General features: G+C 72.2%; 13 protein-coding genes and 1 pseudogene. 4 read left to right on the top strand and 10 right to left on the bottom strand.

Annotated elements, in window-relative coordinates; genetic code table 11:
• Position 1: 1 nt before the first annotated feature.
• On the bottom strand, positions 2-1,159 hold the full coding sequence (locus ADK41_RS04425) for a cystathionine gamma-synthase (protein ID WP_030830337.1): 1,158 nt from the start codon (positions 1,157-1,159) through the stop codon (positions 2-4).
• A 144-nt stretch (positions 1,160-1,303) separates the two neighbouring features.
• On the opposite strand from ADK41_RS04425, the gene ADK41_RS04420 reads away from it, so the two are divergent.
• A complete protein-coding gene (locus ADK41_RS04420; protein WP_030830334.1) occupies positions 1,304-2,422 on the top strand; it encodes a hypothetical protein in 1,119 nt (372 codons plus the stop codon).
• 34 nt (positions 2,423-2,456) lie between these two features.
• On the opposite strand, the gene ADK41_RS04415 is transcribed toward ADK41_RS04420, so the two are convergent.
• Entirely contained in the window at positions 2,457-3,497 is a 1,041-nt protein-coding gene (locus tag ADK41_RS04415; RefSeq protein ID WP_030830331.1) for an NAD(P)-dependent alcohol dehydrogenase, read from the bottom strand.
• Positions 3,498-3,671: 174 nt separating this feature from the next.
• On the opposite strand from ADK41_RS04415, the gene ADK41_RS04410 reads away from it, so the two are divergent.
• The gene (locus ADK41_RS04410; protein ID WP_030830328.1) at positions 3,672-4,589 is read left to right on the top strand and encodes a helix-turn-helix domain-containing protein; all 918 of its coding nucleotides are present in this window, start codon (positions 3,672-3,674) and stop codon (positions 4,587-4,589) included.
• A gap of 70 nt (positions 4,590-4,659) precedes the next feature.
• Here the strand turns inward: ADK41_RS04410 and ADK41_RS04405 are convergent, their stop codons facing one another.
• The 5 genes from ADK41_RS04405 to ADK41_RS04385 all read right to left on the bottom strand — a co-directional run bounded on the left by ADK41_RS04405 (position 4,660) and on the right by ADK41_RS04385 (position 12,382).
• Entirely contained in the window at positions 4,660-7,917 is a 3,258-nt protein-coding gene (locus ADK41_RS04405) for a S8 family peptidase (RefSeq protein WP_234318903.1), read from the bottom strand.
• Between the two features lie 282 nt (positions 7,918-8,199).
• Positions 8,200-8,883, bottom strand: coding sequence for an ABC transporter ATP-binding protein (locus tag ADK41_RS04400; RefSeq protein ID WP_030830322.1), 684 nt, complete (start codon positions 8,881-8,883; stop codon positions 8,200-8,202).
• Between the two features lie 77 nt (positions 8,884-8,960).
• Complete coding sequence (locus ADK41_RS04395) at positions 8,961-10,418, bottom strand: ABC transporter permease (RefSeq protein WP_030830320.1); 1,458 nt, start codon at positions 10,416-10,418, stop codon at positions 8,961-8,963.
• Positions 10,419-10,569: 151 nt separating this feature from the next.
• Positions 10,570-11,823 carry a L,D-transpeptidase gene (locus tag ADK41_RS04390; RefSeq protein ID WP_030830317.1) on the bottom strand — a complete coding sequence of 418 codons (1,254 nt, stop codon included), beginning with the start codon at positions 11,821-11,823 and terminating at the stop codon, positions 10,570-10,572.
• A 241-nt stretch (positions 11,824-12,064) separates the two neighbouring features.
• Entirely contained in the window at positions 12,065-12,382 is a 318-nt protein-coding gene (locus ADK41_RS04385; RefSeq protein WP_037804648.1) for a hypothetical protein, read from the bottom strand.
• 148 nt (positions 12,383-12,530) lie between these two features.
• Between ADK41_RS04385 and ADK41_RS04380 the strand changes: the two genes are divergently transcribed.
• Entirely contained in the window at positions 12,531-12,845 is a 315-nt protein-coding gene (locus tag ADK41_RS04380; RefSeq protein WP_030830312.1) for an LAETG motif-containing sortase-dependent surface protein, read from the top strand.
• Between the two features lie 45 nt (positions 12,846-12,890).
• On the opposite strand, the gene hutH is transcribed toward ADK41_RS04380, so the two are convergent.
• The 3 genes from hutH to ADK41_RS04365 form a co-directional block, all read right to left on the bottom strand.
• Positions 12,891-14,429: a histidine ammonia-lyase gene (gene hutH, locus ADK41_RS04375; protein WP_030830309.1), complete on the bottom strand. Its 1,539-nt coding sequence runs from the start codon at positions 14,427-14,429 to the stop codon at positions 12,891-12,893.
• Positions 14,430-14,511: 82 nt separating this feature from the next.
• On the bottom strand, positions 14,512-15,660 hold the full coding sequence (locus ADK41_RS04370) for a GGDEF domain-containing protein (protein WP_030830306.1): 1,149 nt from the start codon (positions 15,658-15,660) through the stop codon (positions 14,512-14,514).
• Between the two features lie 66 nt (positions 15,661-15,726).
• Positions 15,727-16,527 (bottom strand): enoyl-CoA hydratase/isomerase family protein, encoded by an 801-nt coding sequence (locus ADK41_RS04365; protein ID WP_030830303.1) that lies wholly within the window; start codon positions 16,525-16,527, stop codon positions 15,727-15,729.
• Positions 16,528-16,743: 216 nt separating this feature from the next.
• Between ADK41_RS04365 and ADK41_RS04360 the strand changes: the two are divergent.
• Positions 16,744-17,030: pseudogene (locus ADK41_RS04360) on the top strand (hypothetical protein); the annotation flags it as partial.

The following is a 17,030-nucleotide window of genomic DNA, read 5'->3' as shown; positions in this document are numbered from 1 at the left end:
GTCACCGTCCGAGCGCCTGCTGGAGGTCTTCGAGCAGGTCGTCGACGTTCTCGATGCCCACGGAGAGGCGCACCAGGTCGGCGGGGACCTCGAGCGCGGAGCCGGCCGCGGACGCGTGCGTCATCCGCCCGGGGTGCTCGATCAGCGACTCGACGCCGCCCAGGGACTCGCCGAGCGTGAACACCTCGGCCCGGTCGCAGACCTCGACGGCCGCCTCCTCGCCGCCCTCCACCCGGAAGGAGACCATGCCGCCGAAGGCCCGCATCTGCTTGGCGGCGACCTCGTGGCCGGGGTGGTCGGGCAGCCCCGGGTACAGGACGCTCGTCACGCGCGGGTGACGGGTGAGCATGTCGGCGATCCTCGTGGCGTTCTCGCTGTGCCGGTCCATGCGGACCGAGAGCGTCTTGGTGCCGCGCAGCACCAGCCAGGAGTCGAAGGGCCCGGCGACCGCGCCCATCGCGTTCTGGTGGTAGGCGAGTTCCTCGCCCAGCTCCGCGTCGCCGGTGATCAGGGCGCCGCCGACGACGTCGGAGTGGCCGCCCATGTACTTGGTCAGGGAGTGCACGACGACGTCCGCGCCGAGCGCGAGCGGCTGCTGGAGGTACGGCGTGGCGAAGGTGTTGTCGACGACGAGCCGGGCGCCCGCGTCCCGGGTCACCTGGGCCACGGCGGCGATGTCGGTGATGCCGAGCAGCGGGTTGGAGGGGGTCTCCACCCAGACGACCTTGGTGTTCGGGGTGATCGCGGCCCGGACCGCGGCCGGGTCGGAGGTGTCGGCCACGGACCATGCCACGCCCCAGCGGGCGACGACCTTGGCGAAGAGGCGGAACGTGCCGCCGTACGCGTCGTTCGGGATCACCACGTGGTCGCCGGGGCCGAGCAGCGTGCGCAACAGGCAGTCCTCGGCCGCCAGTCCGGACGCGAACGCGAGGCCGCGGCGGCCGCCCTCCAGGGCGGCGAGGTTCTCCTCCAGCGCGGTCCTGGTCGGATTGGCGCTGCGGCTGTACTCGTAGCCGCCGCGCAGGCCGCCGACGCCGTCCTGCTTGTAGGTGGACACCTGGTAGATCGGCGGGACGACCGCGCCCGTCAGGGGGTCGGCGGTGTTGCCCGCGTGGATCGCCAACGTCTCGAAGTGCTGACTGATATGCCTGTCGCTCATGGGAACCGAGGGTAGTGCGCGCACGGTGCGGATGAGGGACGGCGGGGCAGGCGGCGTGGGCGCAGCGGGCGGCCGCCGGGAGCTTTCCACAGGGTCCGGTACCGGGTTGGCCAATTGTCGGCGTGGTCTGGTTCGCTTGGTGGCATGGAGATTCTCTGGGTCCTGATCGCGCTCGTCATGCTCGGCTTCGTGGTGGTGCCGTTCGTGCGGCGCGGGCGCGGGACGATCACACGGGTCCCCGCCGGCCACCCGGACGCGGCGGACCCGGTGAACTACGGCTTCGCCCGCGAGGAGGAGCTGGACGTCCGCATGCCGGGTCCCGACCAGGACCTGCTGGACGTCCTGGACCTGGTGCAGCGCACGCAGGACTACCGCGCGGCGCAGCAGCTGCTGGCCGGCACGGAGCCGGAGGGCGAGCGGCGCTGGCAGCGCGTCCAGGCGTTCGCGGGCGCGGCCTCGCTGGAGTTGCAGCAGCGGCCCGGCGGGGTGGGCGAGGCGCCGGGCGGGCAGTGGCTGCGGGTGTGGCGGACCGAGATGCCCAAGGACGCGGGCGGCGCCGCGGTGCACGCCGAGTTCCTGGTGCAGCAGGCGTGGCGTACGGCGGCGCCCGGGACGGACGAGTTCCGGATCATCATGGAGGAGGCGAGGACGGCGTGCGGCGAGGCCGCGCTGCTGGCTCCCGGCGACCCCGTCCCGTACCTCGTGGAGCTGTCGGTGGCCCGTGGACTCGGTTACTCGCGGCAGGACTTCGAGCAGGTCTGGCTGAAGATCCTGGACCGCGCCCCGGCCCACATGGGGGCGCACCTGGCCGCACTGCACTACTGGTGCGAGAAGTGGCACGGCTCGCGGCAGCAGGCGTTCGCGTTCGCGGAGGCCGCGGCGGCGCGGGCGCCCCAGGGCTCCCTGCTCGCCGCCATGCCGCTCTTCGCGGTGTTCGAGCACCTGCCCGAGGTGAACCTGGTCGCCGGTTTCCACCAGAGCGAGACCGTCACCAAGGCGGTCCACGGCGCGCTGCACGCGGTGCACTCGGCCCGCCCCGACGACCCGATGACGGCGCACGTACGGCACCTGCTGGTCTTCTTCCTGGTCCGCGGCGAGCGCTGGGCGGAGGCCATGAGCCAGCTCATGCACGTCGACGGCCACGTGGGCGCCCTCCCCTGGACCCTCTCCCCCGACCCGGCCGCCGAGTTCGCCGTCTACCGCGCCCTGGCGGTGGCCGGCTACGAGGCGAACGGCGGCAGCCCGGCGACACTGCCGCGCTGACCGCCGCGGTCCAGGCCCCGGCCGGCGGCCGGGGTCAGATCGTCGCCGCGTCGATCACGAAGCGGTAGCGGACGTCGCTGTTCAGGACGCGCTCGTACGCCTCGTTGATCTCGGCCGCGCCGATCAGTTCGATCTCCGCGCCGATGCCGTGCTCCGCGCAGAAGTCCAGCATCTCCTGGGTCTCCCGGATGCCGCCGATGCTCGACCCCGCGAGGGTCTTGCGTCCGCCGATCACCGAGAAGAGGTTGAGGGAGACGGGCTCCTCCGGGGCGCCCACGTTCACCAGCGCGCCGTCCGTCCGCAGCAGCGACAGGTAGGCGCCGAGGTCGAGCGGGGCGGAGACCGTGGAGACGATCAGGTCGAAGGCGCCCTTCAGCTCCTCGAAGGTGGCCGGGTCCGCGGTGGCGTAGTAGTGGTCGGCGCCCAGCCGCAGCCCGTCGTCCTTCTTGCGCAGGGACTGCGACAGCACCGTCACCTCGGCGCCGAGCGCGTGCGCGATCTTCACGGCCATGTGGCCGAGGCCGCCGAGCCCGACGATCGCGACCTTCTTGCCGGGACCGGCGTTCCAGTGCCGCAGCGGGGAGTAGGTCGTGATGCCGGCGCACAGCAGGGGGGCGGCCTCGTCCAGCGAGATCCCCTCGGGGATGCCGACGACGAAGTCCTCGTCGACGACGATCTTCTCCGAGTAGCCGCCGTGGGTCGGCTCGCCGTCCTTGCCGATGCCGTTGTAGGTCATCACGTTGCCGCCGGTGCAGTACTGCTCCTTGCCGGCCCTGCAGTTGTCGCACTCGCGGCAGGAGTCGACCATGCAGCCGACGCCCACGCGGTCACCCACCTTGTACCGGGTGACGCCGGGGCCGACCTCGGAGACCACACCGGCGATCTCGTGGCCGGGGACCATCGGGAAGATCGCCTCGCCCCAGCCCTCACGGACCTGGTGGATGTCGGAGTGACAGATGCCGGCGAACTTGATGTCGATCAGGACGTCGTGCTCGCGGACCGCGCGCCGCTCGATGGTCGTCCGCTCCAGCGGAGCCTTGGCGGCGGGTGCGGCGTATGCGGCGACAGTGGTCATACCGGGGGTTCTCCTCGTGAGGTCGTACGCCCGGCTGTCTCCTGTTCGGCCGGGCACGGCCTCCAGCCTGCCCCGGCATTCCGGACTTACCCAGGCCACGGCTCTGCCTACGTTGGCTGTGCGTACCACTGGCGGGGACAGGATGCTGTGCGTACGACCGGGGATACTGGGGATATGGACGAGCAGCACACCCCCCCGGCCGGCCCCGCGAGCGGTGGCCTCGACCCGCGGACGGAGCTCAGCGAGTTCCTGCGCACCCGACGGGCCCGGCTGAAGCCGCAGGACGTGGGTCTGCCGGACTTCGGACGGCACCGCCGGGTGCCCGGTCTGCGTCGCGAGGAGCTGGCCCAGCTCGCCGGGGTGTCCGTGGCGTACTACACGCGCCTGGAGCAGGGCAACGGGCGGAACGTGTCGGCGGAAGTGCTGGACTCGATCGCGCGCGCCCTGCGCCTCACCGACGCCGAACGGTCCCATCTCACGCATCTGGCGAAGCCGAAGCGGCAGAAGCGCAAGCCGGCGGCCCGGGCCCAGCAGGTCCGCGCCCCGCTGCGGCACCTGCTGGAGTCGATGGACGCGGTCCCGGCGTACGTGGTGGGCCGGCGCTCGGACATCCTCGCCTGGAACCGGATGGCGGCGGCGGTCTTCGGGGACTGGGGGCTCCTCCCGGCGCAGGAGCGGAACTGGGCGCGGCTGGTGTTCCTGAACCCGGACTACCGCGAGCTGTTCGTGGAGTGGGAGCGGAAGGCGTACGACATGGTCGCCTATCTCCGCATGGACGCGGGCTGCCATCCGGACGACCCGCAGCTGTCCTCGCTGGTGGGCGAGCTGTCCGTGAAGAGCGAGGAGTTCCGCGGGCTGTGGGCGGCGCACGACGTCAAGGAGAAAAGCCATGGCGTCAAGCGCGTGCGGCATCCGCTGGTCGGTGAGCTGACGCTGCTGTGGGAGTCGTTCCGGCCGGCCGGCGACGACACGGGTCAGTCGCTGGTCACGTACTTCGCGGAGCCGGGTTCGCCGTCGGCGGAGGCCCTGCGGCTGCTGGCCAGCTGGGGCGCGGACGCGAGGCGGTCCGGGGCGGACGCGGCGGCTCCGTGACGCGGGAGGCCCCCCGACCACGGAACGGCCCGCCGGAAGCGGTGCTTCCGGCGGGCCGTCCGCTCACGGACTACTTGCCGTAGTACGCGTTGTAGATCGAGATCGTCGACGTGTTGCCCTTCTTGTCGGCGATCTTGGCGCGGAAGGAGACGGCCTTCCCCTTCGCCGGGTTCTTGACGGTGATCTTCCCCTTCGTGACCGTGGTCTTCTTCCAGGTCTTGCCGTGGTCGTAGGACACGTACACCGACAGGGACTTGAGGTTCTTGCCCTTGGCGGCGCCCTCGACGGCGACCGGGAAGGTGACCTTCTTGCCGGCCGTCACCTTGCTGTCCAGGCCGGTGGCCGCCTGGAAGCGGACCGTGGAGGCGGGCAGCTGCCTGAGGCCGGCGGTCTTCTTGGAGCGGAAGGTCCAGCTCGCGTCGATCCGCGTGGAGGCGGCGGCGACCTTGGCGCTGCGCTTGACCGAGGTGGTCAGCTTGTAGGAGGCGTCCGCGGACGGGACCTTGAACTCCTTCTCGTCGAACAGCGGGTCGTCGTGCGAGCCGACCTTCTTGCCGTTGCGGTAGAGGCTGGTGGTGACGGAGGTGAACTCCGAGGAGCCGTCGTGGCCCTTGCCGTCGGCGAACAGCGGGACCAGTCCGGAGATGCTGTTGCCGTCACGGAAGAGGCCGTAGTCGGAGGTGAGGCGCGGCCCGAAGACGGCCGTGTTCACGGTCTCCTGGTACGTCTTGCCGCCCTTGTAGCCCTTCGCGTACCCGATGACGTAGCCGGCCTCCCAGATCGGCCAGCCCTCCGCGTCGACACCGCCCTGCTGCTCGAAGTCGAGGTCCCACTTCGCCCCGGCCGTGGTGGACAGGTGCAGCGTGCGGGTGCCGGGCAGGTTCTGTGCCTGGCCGAACGAGGAGGCGCCGCTGCTCCCGGGCAACGTGCCGAAGACGCTGACGACGCCCTTCTTGCCGCTCGCCGCAGCGCCCATGCCGACCTTCACCGTGGCGAACTCGCCGGCCTTGTAGGTCCGGGTGTACCCGGTGGCGAGGTTCTTGACCTTGGCGCCGGTGACGGTGCTGTACTGCTCCTTGGCGCCCTTGCTGAAGTGGGCGTCCCACTGCTGGTACAGCGAGCCGTCGGTGACCTGCGGGCCGAGGTGGGCGGAGCGGAAGTTGTCGTACGAGTCCAGCCACCAGCCGAAGCCGTAGGCCGAGTCCTTCGTCTCGACGGTGTAGTCGGCGGAGGCGAATCCCGGCTTGACCGCCTTGTCCGGCACGGTGATCTTCACCGGCTTGGCCTTGCGGGCGTCCAGCGTGATCGTCGTGTTCTTGGTGACGTTCAGCTTCGGCTGGGCGAGCCAGTCGGCGCCCTCGTACTTCTCCGGGTCGGGGTTGACGAAGATGCCGGTGTCCAGGACGTAACCGCCCTTGGGCACGCGGACGGTGACGGTGCCGTCGGCCTCGTAGGGCCGGTGCCACCGGCCGGCGCCCAGGCCGGAGATGCCGGCGAGGTTGGCGACGTAGTTGGAGGCCGGCTTGCCCGCGCGGTCGAGGAACCTCAGCGTCACGTCGTACGACTCGACCTCGCGCTGCACCGCGGCCGCCGTGCGCACGGTCTGCCCGCCGCCGGTGGCGACCACGTACGCCGAGTAGGCGCCGTCGGTCGTGCCGCCGAGCCTGGTGTCGACCGTGACGCCCACGGAGGCCTTGCCGCCCGCGGGGACGGTGACCGTCGTGGCGGCCAGGGTGAAGAAGCCGGCCGGGGCCGCCTTGCCCTGGGGGTTCGTGGCGGTCGAGGTCAGCTTGAGGGTGACGTCCTGGGTGCCGAGGTTGCGGTAGGTGAGCTGCTTGGTGACCGGCTTGTCGTCGGTGTGCGGCCACTGCTGGACGCCGAAGCTCAGCGACACCGGGTCGGCGATCACGGTCTGCTTGATCGCCTTGTCGACCTGGACGCGGCCCGAGCCCTGCTCGAACGGCGTGTACGCGCCACCCTTGGTGGAGCCGGTGAGCGCGCCCTTCAGCTCGGCGTAGGTCCACTCCGGGTGCTGCTGCTTGAGGATCGCCGCCGCGCCCGCGACATGCGGGGTCGCCATCGACGTACCGGAGATGGTCATGTAGCCGGCCGGCTTCTCGCCGACCTCCTTGGCGATGTCGTTGCCCGTCGCCGAGGCGGCCGTGATGTCCACGCCGGGAGCGGTGACGTCCGGCTTGATCGCGCCGTCGCCGACGCGCGGGCCGGTGGAGGAGAAGTCGGCGAGCCCGTCCTTGTCGTCGACGGCGCCGACGGTGAGGGCGGCGTCCGCGCTGCCGGGCGAACCGACCGACTGCGGGCCCTCGTTGCCGGCCGCGATGGCGAACAGGACGCCCTTCTCGGCGGAGAGCTTGTCGACCGCCGCCTCCAGCGGGTCGACCTCGGGCGTGTCACCGCCGCCCAGGCTCATGTTGACGATGTCGGCGCCCTGTGCGGCCGCCCACTCCATGCCGGCCAGGATGCCGGAGTCGTCACCGTAGCCGGCGTCGTCGAGGACCTTGCCGTTGAGGATCTTCGCGCCGGGCGCGACGCCCTTGTACGCGCCCTTGGACCGGGCGCCCGTGCCGGCCGCGATGGACGCGACGTGGGTGCCGTGGCCGACCTTGTCGCCGGCGGTGGCCGCGGGGCTGAAGTTCTTGGACGCGGTCACCTGGCCCTTGAGGTCCGGGTGGGTGGCGTCGACGCCGGTGTCCAGGACGGCGATCCTCACGCCCTTGCCGTCGTATCCGGCCGCCCACGCCTTCGGGGTGCCGATCTGCGCCACGGACGTGTCGAGGGAGGCCTTGCGGACCCCGTCGAGCCAGACGTGGGCGATGCCGGAGGCGGTGCGGTCGCCGTTGGTGACGGCGTCCCACAGCTCGGGCGCGTCCTCGTGCGGGGTCTGCACCGCGTCCGCGTTCAGGGTCTTCAGGGTGCGGCGGACCGTGCCCGCGTCACGGACGTCGGCCTTGGCGGCCTGGGCGGCGCCCCGGTAGCCGACGATGACCTTCAGGCCCCGCTTCTGGGAGCCGCGGATCGTGGCCTTGTTCAGCTCGGTGACGTCGAACAGCCGCTGGTCCAGCTTGCCGCTCGCCACCAGCCGGGCGGCGTCGGCCGGCAGTACCAGGGTGTGGCCGCCGGTGCGGCGGACCTGCACGGGTATGTGCTCCCGGCCCTCGGCCCGCTCCAGACCGACCACGCGGCCCTTGGCGTCCACGGCGACCCGGTCACCCGTGATCAGCGTGATCCGGTGCTTGGCCTTCGGCGCGGAGGTCTCCGTCGTGGAGGCGGCCGCCGTGCGCTCCCCGTTCGCCGACGCCGGGCCGGCCATGCCCGCCGCGAGCGCCACGGCGGTCGCCGTGGCGACCGTGGCCGCGCACGCTCTCTTCACTTGTCTGCGCAAGGTTCCCCCTAGCGAAGTCGCCGGGCGAACTCGACGCCACCCGGCCGGGGGTGGTCTCGTACGCATGTGCGCACCCCCCGGATCACGCAGTATGCCGAGGGGTGATCAAGCGTCTCAAGGGACACCGGAAAGGGTGCCGAAGTCGACGGACGGCTGTAACGCCACCGCAGGAACTCCGTTACACAACCGCGTGGTTGACGCCCCTTCCGGTCAGACTCCCGGGTTCTCCCGCACGGTGATCCGCCCCTTGCGGATCGTCGCCAGGCGCGAGGCCGCCTTCGCGATCGCCGAGTCGTGGGTGACCATGACGAAGGTCAGCCCCAGCTCCTTCCACATGCGGATGAGCACGTCCATGATCTCGTCGCGCATCGACTCGTCGAGGTTTCCGGTGGGTTCGTCGGCGAGCAGCACCTTCGGCTCCTTCACCAGGGCCCGCGCGATGGCCACGCGCTGCTGCTGGCCGCCTGACATCTCACCGGGCAGGTGCCCGAGCCGCTCGCCCAGGCCGACCGACGCCAGCGCCTCGGCGGCCTTCTCCCGGCGCTCCCTGGCCTTCACGCCGAGCGGGACGAGCGCGGTCTCGACGTTCTCCTGCGCGGTGAGCGTGGGGATCAGGTTGAACGACTGGAAGACGAAGCCGATGCTCTCGCTGCGGACCCGGGTGAGCCGGGCCTCGGGCAGCTTGGCCAGGTCGGTGCCGTCCAGGACGACCTCGCCGGAGCTGGGCCGGTCGAGGCCGCCGAGCATCTGCAGCAGCGTGGACTTGCCGCCGCCGGTGGGGCCCTGGATGACGAGCCGGTCGCCGTCGGGGATGGTCAGGTCGATTCCGTCGAGGGCGTGGACGGTCTCCTTGCCGCGCGTGTAACGCCGGGTGACGCCTCTGAGTTCGTACATGGGTCTGCTCCTGGATCGCGTACGGGGGTGGGGCCCGTCCGCTGCGGGCGGGCCCCGGGGCCGGTGCCGGGCGGGTGTTACCCGACGCGGCGGAGCGCGTCGGCCGGCCGCAGCCGGGAGGCGCGCCAGCCGCCGAAGGCGCCGGCGACGAGACCGCCGGCCACGGCGAGGCCGACCGCGAGGGCGAGGGTGGTGAGGCTGACCGGCGCGGTGAGCGCGACGTCGAGGGTCTTGGCGGCGGCCTGCCGTCCGGGACCGCCCATGCCGCCACCGCCGGGACCGCCCACGCCGCCACCACCGCTGCCGCCGCCGAGCTGGGCCTGCAGGGTGGGGCTGACGGCGGTGACGGCGTACGCGCCCGCCAGGCCGAGAGCGATGCCGAGGGCGCCGCCGATCAGGCCCTGGACCATGGACTCGCCGACCACCTGCCGGGTCACCCGGCCGGACCTCCAGCCCAGCGCCTTGAGGGTGCCGAACTCGCGCACCCGGCGGGAGACGGCGGAGGAGGTGAGCAGGCCGGCGACGAGGAACGCGGCCACGAGCACCACGGCCGACAGCCACTTTCCGACGCCGGCGGCGAGCGAGGAGGCGGTGGACAGGGAGCCGGAGACGGTGTCCGCGAGGTCGGCGGAGGTCGTGACGGTCGTACCGGAAATGTTCTTCTGGATAACGGACTTGACGCTGTCGATCCGCTGGGAGTCGGTCGCCTTGACGTAGATCGTGGTGACCTCGTCCTCGGCGCCGGCGAGGGTCTGCGCCTGCTTCAGCGGCAGGTACAGGTTGGCCGCGGCGTCCCCGCTGGTGGCGGTGGCGATGCCGATGACCTTGTACCCGGCGCCCTTGACGGTGACGGTGTCACCGGTCTCGAGCTCCTTCTCCTTGGCGTAGGCGGAGTCGGCGACGGCGACCTTCGCGTCGGTCTCGGTCGTCTTGAAGGCGCGTCCGTCGGTGATCTCGGAGGAGGTCAGCGGGCCGAGGGCGGGCTCGGTGACGTCGGTGCCGTAGACGGAGTAGCTGTTGACGTCGAAGTCGGCGCCGCCGCCCTCGACCCGGCCCTGCGGGGAGGACTGGCCGCCGCCGGGACCGCCGCCCTGGCCGCTCCGGCCGTCCTGCTGGAACCGACCCCGGGTGAACTCGCCGCTCACCTTCATGACTTGGAGACTCAGTCCGCCCACCGCGTCGGCGACACCGTCCTGTTCGCCGACCTCGGTCACGGTGGAGCTCGCCAGGGTCTGGAAGCCCTGCACCATGACGCGGTCGCTGCTCTGCTCCCCGCCGGAGTCGTCCTGGGCGTCGAACTGGAACCGGGGGCGTTCACCGGCGGCCTCGGACCGGGCCTCGGCGGCCTTGGTGACCGTCATGTCCGTGCCGAGCCCGTACAGGGACTGCAGGACCTTCTCCTGCGCCTTGCCCATGCCGGAGGACACGGAGTCGACCACGATGACCAGCGCGATGCCGAGCGCGAGCCCGGAGGCGACGACGAGGGCCGCCTTTCTGCGGCGGCGCAGCTCGCGCCTCAGGTAGGTGAAGAACATGGCGGCAAGCTAGGGACGCCGGGTGATGAAGCGATAAGCGCCCCGTAAGAGCCTGATGAGAAGAAGACCGATGCCGCCGCCCGCTCCCCGGAAGGGGCGGACGGCGGCATCGGCCGGGTGGTGGGGAGAGGCGCCGCGTGCGCGGCCGGCGTCAGACCGCCGAGCCCGCCTTCCACTGCTCCCAGCTCATGTTCCAGCCGTTGAGGCCGTTGTCGGGGGCGATGGTCTTGTCGCCGGTGTTCTGGACGACGACCACGTCTCCGATGATCGAGTTGTCGTAGAACCAGGCGCCCGGCGTGCTCGGGTCGTTCGCGCCCTTGGTGTCGGACAGACCCACGCAGCCGTGGCTGGTGTTGACGCTGCCGAAGATGGACTTGGCGCCCCAGTAGTTGCCGTGGATGAAGGTGCCGGAGGTGCTCAGGCGCATGGCGTGCGGCACGTCCTTGATGTCGTACTCGCCCTCGCCGTCGTCGTCGGTGAAGCCGACCGTCGCGCCGTTCATCCGGGTCTCCTTGAACTTCTCGGAGATCACCATCTGGCCCTCGTACGTCTTGTTCTCGGGCGCCCCGGCGGAGATCGGGATGGTGCGGACGGTCTTGCCGTCCTGCGTGACCTTCATCTGCTTGGTCTTGGCGTCGACGTACGTGACCTGGTTGCGGCCGATCTTGAAGGTGACCGTCTTCTGCTGGACGCCGACGACGCCCTCGGCGCCCTCGACACCGTCGAGGGCCAGCTTCAGCGTGACGGTGGAGCCCTCCTGCCAGTACTCGTCGGGCCGGCAGTCCATGCGGTTGGCGTTGAACCAGTGGCAGACGACCTCCTGGCCACTGGTGGTGGAGACGGTGACGCCCTTCTGCACCGCGGCCTTGTTGGTGATCGCCTTGTCGAAGTTGATCGACACCGGCATGCCGACGCCGACGGTGGTGCCGTCGTCCGGGGTGAAGGTGCCGATGAAGCTGTTGTCCGGGGCGACCGTGGTGAACGAGGCGTTCTCGTGGGCGGCGAGGCCCGCGGAGTCCTCGGCGGTGGCCGACAGCTTGTAGGTGGTGGCCCGCTCCAGCTGCACGCTGGGCTTCCAGCTCTTCTTGTCGGCGGATATCTCACCGTCGACGGCGGTGCCGTCGGCGGTGGTCATCTTCACCTCGGTGAGCGTGCCCTTGGCCACGGTGACGGCGGCGGAGTTGTTGATGGAGGCGTTGTTGGAGCCGTCCTTCGGCGTGATCTTGATCTGTGCCTCGGAGGACTTCTTGGCCGCCGCCTCGTCGACCTGGGCCTGCGAGTCGCCCTTGCCGCTGTCGCCCGAGGCGCTGTCGTCTCCGCCGCCGGAACACGCCGAGAGCACCAGCACTCCGCCGAGCAGAGCGGACGCGGCCGCCAGACCCCTGCGCCGCTTACCGTCCGTCATCACACGCTTCTCCATCGTTGCCGAATCCCAACCCCACGAGCCCTCGGCCCGAAACCGAGGACCCGTCCACAACCTTCAACGCTACGACCGGCTTCCCCCGTTCCCCACGGCCCGAAGGTGTGGGGCTCACCACGTCCGCCGGGGCGAACGGTGGTGAGGATGCGGATCGGTGCGCCGTCGCTTGAGACGTTCCGGCCCCGGCGGCGGTTGCCGCCCGGGGTCACGATTTCCTCAAAACGCCTCAGCCGGCCCTGTCCGCCTCCTCCTCGTCGTCGTAGGGCTCGTCGTCATCGTCCTCGTCGAGGTCCCACTCCGCCGAGTCGGGGTCGTAGTCGATCTCCTCGCCGCTCCAGGAGGCCTGCAGCAGTTCCACGCCCGGCACCTCGTCGATCAGGGTGAACGGGTCGACGAGGTGGGCGAGTGCCTCCGCGGTGTCCTCCGTCACGGCGCTCTCGGCGTGTACCCGTTCCTCGTCCGGCATATCGCCGTCGTCCGCGATCCTGCGCAACGCGGCCCCGGTCACCGCCTCCTCGTCGTCGATCTCGAGGACGAGTTCCACGCGAAGCCGTACAAACCGTGATGTCTCTGGGGTGTTCATGTCCGGAGCGTACGTCCCCGGACCCCTGTGACTTTCCCGTGACCCGCGCCGTTCACTAACATCGCCCCACACGGCCAATTCGCCAGCGCCACAAGGGGATCGATATTCCGTGTCATCCGCGCTCCGTCCGTTGCTGACCGCCACCGCCGCGGGCACCCTGTTGTGCGCCCTGTGGTTCGTTCCGTCCGCGAACGCGACCTCGAACACGCCTGTGGCCGACACGGTCTCGGCGAGTCCGTCTCCGCAGGTCACGGAGCAGGCGAGAGTCGTGTCGACGTCCGTCGACGGCACCGCCGAGGAGGTCCGCCTCGCGGACACCGGCAGCTTCGACAGCACCCCGTACATCGCCGGCGGCACGGCCTGCCTCGCCCTCGGCGCCGGTTTCGTCGTCTACTCGGTCCGCCGGGAACGCCTGGGTCTGTAGGCGCGCGTGCGGGGCCCGGCGGAACGGCCGCCGGGCCCGGCCGGTTCAGCTCAGCGGTCCGGTGACCGTCTCCACGGCCGCCACCAGCCGCCCGTCCCGCACGAACGCCTCCGCCGCGGCGAGGTCGGGGGCGAGGTGACGGTCGGGTCCGGGGCCGCCCACCCCCGCCTCCCGCACGGCCTCGACGACCGCCCGCGTGGCCGGCGCCGGGGTCAGCCCCTCGCGCAGTTCCACGGCCCGCGTGGCCGCGTACAGTTCGATCGCGACGACCCGGGTGAGGTTGTCGACGGCCGTCCGCAGTTTCCGCGCCGCCGACCAGCCCATGGAGACGTGGTCCTCCTGCATCGCGGAGGACGGGATCGAGTCCGTCGACGCCGGTACGGCGAGCCGCTTCAACTCGCCGACCAGGGCGGCCTGCGTGTACTGGGCGATCATCAGCCCGGAGTCCACGCCGGGGTCGTCGGCGAGGAAGGGCGGCAGCCCGTGGCTGCGGTTCTTGTCCAGCAGCCGGTCGGTGCGGCGCTCGGCGATGGAGGCGAGGTCGGCGACGGCGATGGCGAGGAAGTCCAGCACGTAGGCGACCGGGGCCCCGTGGAAGTTGCCGTTGGACTCGACCCGGCCGTCGGGTAGGACGACCGGGTTGTCCACGGCTGCCGCGAGTTCACGCTCGGCGACCAGCCGGGCGTGGGCCAGGGTGTCCCGTCCGGCGCCGGCGACCTGCGGGGCGCAGCGCACCGAGTAGGCGTCCTGGACGCGGGGCGCGTCGTCCTGGTGATGCCCCGTCAGCCCCGAACCCTTCAGCACGGCCAGCATGTTGGCGGCGCTGGCGGCCTGGCCGGGGTGCGGGCGGATGGCGTGCAGTTCGGGGGCGAGCACCTTGTCGGTGCCGAGCAGCGCCTCCAGGCTCAGGGCGGCCGTGACGTCGGCGGACGTGTAGAGGAGGTCCAGGTCGGCGAGGGCCATGACCAGCATGCCGAGCATGCCGTCGGTGCCGTTGAGGAGGGCGAGCCCCTCCTTCTCGCGCAGCTCGACGGGCCGGATGCCGTGCTCGGCGAGCAGTTCGCCGGCCGGCCGCACGCCGCCGTCGGGCCCCTCCGCCTCCCCCTCGCCCATCAGCGTGAGGGCGCAGTGGGACAGCGGGGCCAGGTCGCCGGAGCAGCCGAGGGAGCCGTACTCGTGCACGACCGGGGTGATCCCGGCGTTCAGCACCTCGGCCATCGTCCGCGCCACCTCGGGCCGGACACCGGTGCGCCCGGAGCAGAGGGTCTTCAGCCGCAGGAACATCAGCGCCCGTACGACCTCGCGCTCCACCCGGGGCCCCATGCCCGCGGCGTGCGAGCGGACGATGTTGCGCTGCAGCCGGCCACGGAGCCCGGGGTCGATGTGCCGGGTCGCCAGGGCGCCGAAGCCGGTGCTCACCCCGTACACGGGGTCCGGCTTCGCGGCCAGGGCGTCCACGATCCCGCGGGACGCGGCGAGGGCGGCCACCGCCTCCGCGGACAGCTCCACGGGGGCGCCGCCGCGCGCCACGGCGAGCACGTCGGACGCGGTCACGCCGGCGGTCCCCACCACCACAGTGTGCATATTCATATTCAGGAGCGTACGCAGTGAATTCAACGATGTCACCACCGGGTCGGCGCCTCACCCCTTACCGGCGGGCCGTGCGCTACGGCGAATGCCGCCCCCGGAACCGGCGCCGCTCCCCGTCCGCCGCCCGCGACGGCTCGTCCGCGAGCCGTACGACGGGATCGTCCGGCCCTTTCCGTCCGGCCACGACGGGATGCGCGGCGCGCTCGGCCTTGGCCCGGTACTGCGCCGCGTCGGCCAGCCGGAACAGCCGCCGGGCGGAGTGCACCGGCCCGACGGGATCCTCGGTGGACGCCACCCCGCAGGCGACACCGTCCCCGATCCCCAGCTCCACGGCCCGTCGGCACACCTCGTCGGCGGCCTTGACGACCTCGTCGGCCGGCGGCCCCACCGCCAGCAGACAGAACTCGTCCCCGCCGAGCCGCGCCGCCAGGGCCCCCGGCAGCGTGGCCCCGCACAGCGACAGCACGGTCCCGAACCGCTCCAGGAGCCGGTCCCCCACGGCGTGCCCCAGCGTGTCGTTGACCCGCTTCAGCCCGTTCAGATCGCACACCACGAGACTGACGACGGCCCCGTCGCGCCGGTGCCGGTCGACGGCCTCGTCGAGCCGGGCGTCCACGGCGCGCCGGTTGGCCAGCCCGGTCAGCGAGTCCGTGTACGCCAGCCGCCGGACCTCCTCCAGCCGCTCGGTCTGCGCGATCCCCGCGGCCACGACGGCGGCCAGGACCGTCGCGAAGTCGGCGTCGCCCCGCCCGAAGACGGGCGCACCGGCCGGCCGGGCCACATACAGCTCGCCCCAGGCCCGCCCGTGCAGCACGATCGGCGCGACCACGCAGCACCCGCGCCCCCGCCGCCTGAGCGCGGCCACCCGCTGCCCGCAGTACCCGGAGCGCTCCGCCGGGGACCCCTCGGCGGTCTCCACCCACGCGTCGGGCTCGCCGCCCCCCGCCCACCGCTCGTGCAGGAACTCGGTGATCTCGGCGAACTGGTGCACCGGATAGGACTCGTCCTCCGGGAACTCCTCCTCGCCCTCGGCCAGCTCCCCGACGTTCACCAGCACCCGAAGCCGCCCGAGCCCCCGCTCCCACACCGACAGCGCGGCGAAGCTCCCGCCCAGCGCCCGGCAGGCCCCGCCGGCCGCGGCCCGCCAGGCGTCCCGCGAACCGTGCGCGGCGGCCATGCCCTGAGCCAGCGCCACCACGGCCGCCAGCCGGCTCTCCTCACCCATCTCTCCAGGTTAGGAAGATTCAGGTCGAACCGGGACATTAAAGGAGCGAACGGGGTTCGCCGGCCCCTACTCCCCGGGCCACTCCGGTCTGCGCTTCTCGTTGAAGGCGGCGACCCCCTCCGCCCGGTCCCCCGAGAACGCCACCGACCGCCAGGCCGCGTCCTCGACCTCCAGCCCGGCGGACAGGTCCAGTCCGTGCCCGAGCCGCAGGGCCCGCTTGGCCGCCCGCAGCCCCACCGGCGAGTTCCCGGCGATCCGGGACGCCATGGCGAGGGCCTCCTCCCGGTCCCGCCCCTCCTCCACCAGCTCGTCGACCAGCCCCAGCTCCCGGGCCTCACCGGCCTCCACCCGCCGCGCCGTGAAGATCAGCTCGGCGGCCCGCGCCGCCCCCACCCGCCGGGGCAGCAACTGCGTGCCGCCCCCGCCCGGGATCACCCCGACCGACACCTCGGGCAACCCCACGACCGCCGTACGGTCGGCGACGATCACGTCGCACGCCAGGGCCAGCTCGAACCCGCCGCCGAGCGCGAACCCGTGCACCGCCGCCACCGTCGGCACGGGCAGTTCGAGCACCCCGGTGTACGCCCCGCGCGCCACGGGCCGCTGGCGCACCAGGTCGGCGTCGCTGAAGGAATTGCGCTCCTTCAGATCGGCCCCCACGCAGAACGCCCGCTCGTGCGAGGAGCTCAGCACCACCACCCGCACGCTCCGGTCCTCCCCCAGCGCCGCACAGGCGCCGGCGAGGGAGCGGGCCATCCCGGTCGACACGGCGTTCATGGCCCCCGGGCGGTCGAGGACGAGCTCCGCGACGTGCCCCCGCTCGTGCCGGCGCACCAGCACGAACTCCCCGAACCGTTCCTCACTCATCGACGCCCTCCGGTTAACGCGGGTTAACTTCCACTCGCTCCGATCATCGCAGCCCGCGCCCACCGGGAAAAGGGCGCACGCCTGGTTCCCTCGTCACCCCCCGCCCACCCGTTCGAGTGACATCGTTCCGGCTCCCGGCCCGGCCCCTCACGGGAGCGCATAGCGTGCGCACACCGCGGCACGCCGCAGGCGCGCACGCGGGGGGAGGGGATCGCGATGACACCGACCACACCGGCGGAGGAGCCACCGGCAGGCGCCTCCCGCCCCCGGGGCCGCCACCGCAGGCCCCGCCCCCGCAAGGTCCTGCCGGTCGTGGGAAGCCTGGTCGTGGCCGCCGGCGCCGTGGCCCTGGTCCGGCTGACCGCCCTCCAGGGCGGCGGCACGGACACCGGCACGGAGGCGGGCCCCCGCCCCGTCCCCCGGACGGACACCGGCACACCCACCGCTTCCCCGGCCCCGCCCGGGACCGTCACCCCCGCCCCCGAGGCGCGCCCGTCCTCCCC

Source organism: Streptomyces caelestis (assembly GCF_001279005.1).
GTDB classification, from domain to species: Bacteria; Actinomycetota; Actinomycetes; order Streptomycetales; family Streptomycetaceae; genus Streptomyces; species Streptomyces heliomycini.
Note: the sequence above shows the minus strand (reverse complement) of the source record. Positions and strands in the feature narration are given on the sequence as shown.